Origin of the sequence: Agreia sp. (assembly GCF_964263775.1) — a bacterium.
Classification (GTDB): domain Bacteria; phylum Actinomycetota; class Actinomycetes; order Actinomycetales; family Microbacteriaceae; genus Agreia.
In genome coordinates this window covers 50326-56910 of sequence record NZ_CAXVWM010000122.1, presented here as the reverse complement: position 1 = coordinate 56910, position 6585 = coordinate 50326, and the positions used below count along the sequence as shown (strand labels likewise).

Annotated in this window: 7 protein-coding genes; all 7 read right to left on the bottom strand. The window is 63.6% G+C overall.

Going from position 1 to position 6585, the window contains the following annotated elements; all coding sequences use genetic code 11:
- A partial coding sequence (locus tag ACE5CZ_RS09350) for a MerR family transcriptional regulator (RefSeq protein ID WP_374947058.1) occupies positions 1-125 on the bottom strand: 125 nt, incomplete at its 3' end.
- Between the two features lie 149 nt (positions 126-274).
- A complete protein-coding gene (locus tag ACE5CZ_RS09345; RefSeq protein ID WP_374947052.1) occupies positions 275-1381 on the bottom strand; it encodes a Gfo/Idh/MocA family protein in 1107 nt (368 codons plus the stop codon).
- On the bottom strand, positions 1378-2118 hold the full coding sequence (locus ACE5CZ_RS09340; protein WP_374947051.1) for a sugar phosphate isomerase/epimerase family protein: 741 nt from the start codon (positions 2116-2118) through the stop codon (positions 1378-1380). Before ACE5CZ_RS09340 ends, ACE5CZ_RS09345 begins: the two co-directional genes overlap by 4 nt.
- Before the next feature lie 34 nt (positions 2119-2152).
- Positions 2153-2989, bottom strand: coding sequence for a carbohydrate ABC transporter permease (locus tag ACE5CZ_RS09335; protein ID WP_374947057.1), 837 nt, complete (start codon positions 2987-2989; stop codon positions 2153-2155).
- A gap of 69 nt (positions 2990-3058) precedes the next feature.
- Positions 3059-3985, bottom strand: a complete 927-nt coding sequence (locus ACE5CZ_RS09330; RefSeq protein ID WP_374947056.1) for a carbohydrate ABC transporter permease — start codon at positions 3983-3985, stop codon at positions 3059-3061.
- Between the two features lie 11 nt (positions 3986-3996).
- Positions 3997-5265 (bottom strand): extracellular solute-binding protein, encoded by a 1269-nt coding sequence (locus tag ACE5CZ_RS09325; RefSeq protein ID WP_374947050.1) that lies wholly within the window; start codon positions 5263-5265, stop codon positions 3997-3999.
- A gap of 200 nt (positions 5266-5465) precedes the next feature.
- Positions 5466-6524 (bottom strand): LacI family DNA-binding transcriptional regulator, encoded by a 1059-nt coding sequence (locus ACE5CZ_RS09320; protein WP_374947049.1) that lies wholly within the window; start codon positions 6522-6524, stop codon positions 5466-5468.
- Positions 6525-6585: the final 61 nt, after the last annotated feature.

The window sequence follows — 6585 nt, the reverse complement described above, 5'->3', positions numbered from 1 at the left end:
TCTTCGCCGTACTCGGCCTGGTTCGGTTCGGTCTTATCACCCGGCTGAAGCAGACCCTTACGCAGGTACATCTTGATCGTCGGCAGCGGCACGCCGGTCTCGGCGCTGAGCTGCGAGACCTTCATCGGGAGCCCTGGGGAGGGAGTAGGTGTTTCGGCATATCGGGAGCATAACAGATAGTGAGGCTATCCGATATCTTCAATATCTGCAGTGTCCGAAAAAAGCGCCGGAAGCGAGACGGCTATCCCGTCCGGCTTCCGGCGTCGGCCGAGAACTACAGGGTCTTCGCCAACGGATCCCAGTCCTCTGCGAGCGGCGGGGCCGCCTTGGCCGTGCTGTCGACGGCGACGAACGCGCCACTGTTCATCGACTCGGTGATCGACACCATGGTGTCGAGCACGTGGTAGGCGAGCTTGCCCTGCGCGCGGTGGGGTGTTCCGGATCGGATGGACCGTGCCATGTCGAGGACTCCGAGCCCTCGGCCGGCCGATGTGCCCGTCGACGGGATGGTCGTCCACTCGTCGGAGCCCGCGGCCATGATCTTCAGGTCGCCGTCGAAATTGTTCGGGTCGGGCACGGCGAGTGTCCCCTCGGTTCCCGTGATCTCGACGAAGCCCATGCGGGACAGCGGCGAATCGAAACTGAAGGTGCTCTGCGACGACGCTCCCCCCTCGAACTGCAGCAGCGCTTGCACGTGGGTCGGAACCTCGACCGCGAACTCCTGGCCGGCCTTGTCTCCGGAGCCCACGGTGCGCGTCGCGCGCGACTGGGAACCGATGGCCGCGACCGAGGCCACGGCGCCGAACGTCTGAATGAGCGCGGTCAGGTAGTAGGGCCCCATGTCGAACAGAGGTCCCGCCCCGTGCTGGAACAGGAATGCCGGGTTCGGGTGCCACGCATCGGGGCCGGAATACATCATCATCGTCAGCCCGGCCAGAGGTGTGCCGATGTCGCCGCGGCTGATGGCTCGCTGCGCGGACTGCAGACCGGCGCCGAGGATCGTGTCGGGTGCGCACCCGAGGCGGATTCCCTCCTTGGCGGCGATGTCGAGAAGCGCTCGCCCACTCTCGCGGTCTAGCGAGAAGGGCTTTTCGCTCCAGACATGCTTGCCTGCGCGCACCGCGGCGGTGGCCACCTCGACGTGTGCCGCCGGCGTGGTGAGGTTGATGATGATCTCGACATCCGGATGATCGAGCGCCTGTTCGACGCTGCCCGAGTCAGCAATGCCGTACTCCGCGGCGCGCGCCGCCGCGGCCGTGGTGTCGAGGTCGGAGACGACATGCACGACGAGGTCGGGAAACCTCGTGAGGTTGTCGAGGTACTGCGTGCTGATGTTGCCGGCGCCGATGATTCCGACGCCGACGGCTCCTGTGCCGGTCACGCGGTGACCGAGGGCTTCTGCAGAAAGGCGAGACTCTCGGCGATGCCCTCGAAGACGTCGCCCGCATAGTCGTCGAATTCGACAACGCCCACTTCGAGCGCTTTCGCTGCCTCGAGAACGTCGCGCACCGGGATGCTTCCTTGACCCGCGGGAACCTGGAGGCTCGTGTCCTGCGTCGCCGGCCCATCCTTGATGTGGATGAAACGAACCCGGTCGCCGAGGAGCGTCAGTATCTCGACCGCGTCTTGTCCGCCGACGGTCACCCAGTAGGTATCGACCTCCAGCACGATTTCGGGCGCCAGATAGGTGACGAAATGCTCGAGGGCGGTCTTGCCGTCGATGACGGATTCGAGTTCCCAGGCGTGATTGTGGTACCCCACCCGGATCCCGTAGCCGGCGGCTTTCACTGCGGCGGCATTGAGCAGCTCTGCCGTCTCTCGAATGTCTTCGAGGCGCTGCCAGTGCTCGGCCGGCCGCAGCGGCTCGATGACCGTCGCGATGCCGAGTCGTTGGGCCGCGGCGAAGATGACATCTTGATCGGAGGTCAGGAGAGGTGCGTGGCCTGACGGAGCGGTGAGCCCGTTCTCTTTCAGCGCCGCATTCAACTCATCGGCTGTTGCGGCGAAGTTGTAGGGCTCGACCTGGGTGAAGCCGATGGAGGCGACCTTGGCGATGGTGCCAGGCAGGTCTGCCTCGATCGCGTCACGAAGCGAATAGAGCTGAACTGAGTACGACATGATTTCCTGTTCGACGGTAGTGATGGATTGGTGACTATTTGATGCCGGTTGTTGCGACGCCCTGCACGAAGTAGCGCTGGAGCGCCACGAACAACACCACGATCGGCGCAATGACGAGCACGGCGCCGGCGAGAAGAAGTCCGTAATCTGTGGCGCTCTGCCCGGTGGAGAAGAGGGCGAGTGCCACCGGCAGCGTGTATTTCTCCTCGCTCTGCGCCGCGACGAGTGGCCAGAGGAAGTTGTTCCAGGATGCGAGGAAGGTGAGGATGCCGAGGGTGGCCAGGGGCGGGCCGCACAGGGGCATGACGATGCGAGCGAACGTTCTCAGCTCGCCTGCACCGTCGATTCGGGCGGCTTCGATGAGCGAATCGGGAATGCCCATCATGAACTGCCGCATGAGAAAGACACCGAGTGGCGATACCAAAAAGGGAAGGATGAGCCCGGGATAGGTGTTGACGATGCCCAGCTTGCTGACCATGACGAACAGCGGCACGAAGGTCACGACGCCCGGAACCATCAGCGTGACCATGACGAGGATGAACAGGAGGCGCTTTCCGGGGAACGACATCTTGGCGAGCGCGTACCCGACCATGGAGCAGAACAGCAGATTTCCCAAGACGGTGAAACCGGCCACGATCAGGCTGTTGACGAAGAACTGCCCGATGCCCAGGTCGTTGAACCACGCCGAGTAGTTCGCGAGGGTCGGCTCATCGGGCCACCAGGTGACCGGGCGACGAAGCAGCTCGCCCTGTGTCTTGAAGGAGCCGAGAAGCATCCACACGAAAGGCAGCAACGTGACGAACGCGGCGACGATCAGGCCGACGTAGGTCCACACGCGGCGGCTGCGGCGACGACGACGAGGCCCGGTCACGGGGACCGGCCTGGCTGGCTGATCGGAGACATCGATGGCGGGTAGAAGTTGAGTCACGAGGTGTTCTCCTTAGTCTTTCGATCGCAGTGCTCGAAATTGCACGAGGCTGAGGATCACGATCGCGACGAACAGCACGTAACTCGCGGCCGAGGCCTGGCCGTATTGACCGAAGCCGAATTCGTTGTAGGTGAAGTAGCTGACCGACAACGTCGAATCGAGCGGCCCGCCGCCTGTCATGACGAACGGTTCTTCGAAGAACTGCAGATAGCCGACAGACAGCAGCACTCCACCGAGCAGGAGGGTCGGGCGAAGCGCGGGAAGGGTGATGCTGAAGAATCGTTGCCGGGCGTTGGCGCCATCGACCTCCGCGGCCTCCAGCATCTCTTGGGAGATGGTCTGCAGACCGGCCAGGAAGATGATCATCAACGTGCCCATGTTGCGCCACACGGCCATGAGGATCATCGACGGCATGGCCCAGGCGGTGTCGTTCAGCCAATTGGGACCGGTCACCCCAATCGAGCCGAGGACGATGTTGATCAGACCGTCGTCTTGCAGGATGAACCGCCAGACGACCGCGATGGCCACGATGCTCGTCACCACAGGGGTGAAGAATCCGGTGCGGAAGACCGTGCGGAATCGGGTGATGCCGCTGTTCAATGCGACAGCGAGCGCGAGCGCCACAATCATCGTCAGCGGAATGCCGACGACGACGAAGTAGGCGGTGTTGATCATCGATCGACGGAACTGAGCGTCGGCGAAGAGTGCGGTGTACTGGTCGAGTCCAGTGAACGCCACCGCGAATGGCGACTGCACATCCCGGCTCGTGAAGTCGGTGAACGACATGACAAACGACGAGAGGAGGGGCACGAGCATGAACGCGCCGAAGATGATCACGAACGGAAGTGCGAAGAGCCAGGCGACAAGACCGTTTTTGCGCTGGCGGGACCGCTGGGGCCTGCTGCTGCGAACGGCAGCAGGCCCCGGCGTCGAGACGATGGTCGCCACTGTTAGTCGCCGGTACCGAGGGAGTCGGCGGCGCTCTGCAGAGCCTTCATGGCTTCAGCGGGGCTCTTGCCCGCTTTGACGATCTTCTCGAGTTCCGTGTCAGCAGCGGCACCCACCTGGGTCCAGGTGGCGACCGTCGGAGGCGAGTTGGTGTCTGTCAGCTGGTCGCCGAACTCGGCGAGCTTCTCATCCGCCGCCAGCTCTGGGGTGTCCCACGACTCGGCCACGGCCGGAAGGTCGCCGGCCAGCCGGTTCCACTTGACCTGGATCTCCGGCTGAGCGAGCCACTTCACGAGCTTCCACGAAGCATCCCGGTTGTCGGTGTCCTTGAAGACGACGAGGTCGCCGCCGCCCGTGAAGGAGGTGGAACTGGTCTGCGCGGGGACCCGTGCGACGGTGTATTTGTCGGCGAACTCGGGGCCGCCCGCGGCCGTGAGTTGACCGATCATCGACGGGCCGGCGAACAGCATCGGCGTCGATCCGTCGACGAAAGCCGATACATCGGCGCCCGGATCGGTCACCACATTCGGGTCGGCGATTCCCTCTGTGAAGAACGACTGGTAGTACTCCAGCGCCGAGACCATCTCGGGGGTGTCGAACGTCCATTCGGTGTCGTCGGCGTTGATCAGTTCAGCACCGTTCGACCAGGGGAAGGAGAGCATCGATTGGAAGGAGTCGGGACCACCGGTCGGCAGGTTGACGCCGAACTTGGCACCCGCCTTGGATTGGAACGCCTGGGCGAGCTGCTTGAACCCGTCCCACGTCTCCGGGAACGTCTCGAACCCGGCCTGGGCCGCGAGATCCGTGCGGTAGTACACCATTCTGGTGTCGACGTACCACGGGACCCCGACATTGGCGCCGTCGACCTCTGTGGTGCCTAGCGGCCCGGGGAAGAATCCGCTCGTGTCGATTTCGGCGGGAACCGGATCGAACGCGTAGCCGAAGTCGCCCATCCACGTCGTTCCCATGTGGGCGACGTCCGGAGCACTTCCGCCCGCGATTGCCGTCTGATACTTGTTGTGCGCGGCTTCCCACGGGATGGCGGTCACCTTCACCGTGACGTCGGGGTTCTCGGCTTCGAATTCTTCGAGGAGTTTCGGCAGGGCCTCGGCTTCGGCCGCCTGAGCCCACACGTTCACGGTGCCGCTGGCCTTGCCGTCGGTCAGCGCGGCGCCCTCTTTCTGTGCACCGTCACCGCCGTCGGACCGCCCGCAGCCGGTCAAGAGCAGCGTTGTCGCCAGCCCGATCGCAACGAGAGCTTTGGTCTTCATCTGGATCACCATTGTTCCTTTCGTGAAATGTACTGTGGCGCGATTTGCAGCGCTTTTCAGGACATGCCGCCGGGTAGTGAGTCCGTGAGCGGACGACGGCACTGTCTTGACGCTGGAATGCTTGTTTTAGTATCTAAGCGCATAGAACTGATAGGGGCAAGCGTTTTTCCGGCCCGGCACCGGCCGTCACCTGATTGTTATCAGCGGCCGCAACCGCAGCTCTCGCCGAGAACGATCTCGACTTTCAGTTGCTCATTTCTCGGGGGCAGATCCGGCTGCTCGGATCGTTCGATCAGGATCGAGGCCGCGATGCGGCCCATCTCCTCCATCGGCTGCCGGGCGGTTGTCAGCATCGGGGTACTCACCCGCCCCGCGACGACGCCGTCGAACCCGGTCACGGCCACATCCTGAGGCACCCTGATGCCCGCCGCGGTCAATGCGTCGATGAGCCGGAGTGCGTATTCGTCCAACGCACAGACGATTCCCGCGGGCAGCTCTTTCTGCGCGAGCAGACTGCTGACGACATCGGCTGCGGACCGCGCTGTGCCGGCGCCGAACGCGAGAAGGCTTCGAGGAGGATCGATTCCCGAATCGCGCAGTGCGTCTTGGAAGCCGTGGAAGCGTGCCTGGAAATCCGATGACGTATCCGCGGGGCCGGCGAAATGAAGCTCGGTCAACTGATGTTCGTCGATCAGGTGTTTGGTCAGGGAGTAGGTGCCGCTGGCGTTGTCGACGGTGACGTGGCTGAGAGCGTCGTTGTGCGACGGCTCAGACAGGTGCACGACCGGAATCCGGGATGCGATGAGCGCGAGCACGTCGTCGGGGATCGATCTGGCGAGGACCGCCAGCCCATCGACCTGACCCGCGATGTCCGCCGCGCTCCCGCTCGACGGCTGGCTTCCGCCTGAGACCATGAGGGTGTAGCCACGGTGCCAGCACTCCAGCGCGACACCCCGCTGAACTTCGTCGACGTACAACGGAAAGAGTCTGAAGTCGGAATTGTCCGCCCTCCCCCCAGAAAAAAGCGGCTGGTCCAATTTGTAGAAGTCGAAGGAATAGATGCCGAGGATGGCGGTCTTTCCGCGTGCGAGACCACGTGCTGTTCCGCTGGGGAGGTACCCGAGTTCCTGAGCGGCGGCGAGGACGGCATCACGAGTGGTCACCTTCACCCGATGCGGCTGACGGAACGTGAACGAGACGGTGGCGATCGACACGCCGGCGCGTTCTGCGACGTCGTACACGGTAGGACCTTTGACCACGCTGAACTCCGCTCTCGACCTCGACTCCGAGTTCAGGATAGAACCGGCACGTGCCCGACAC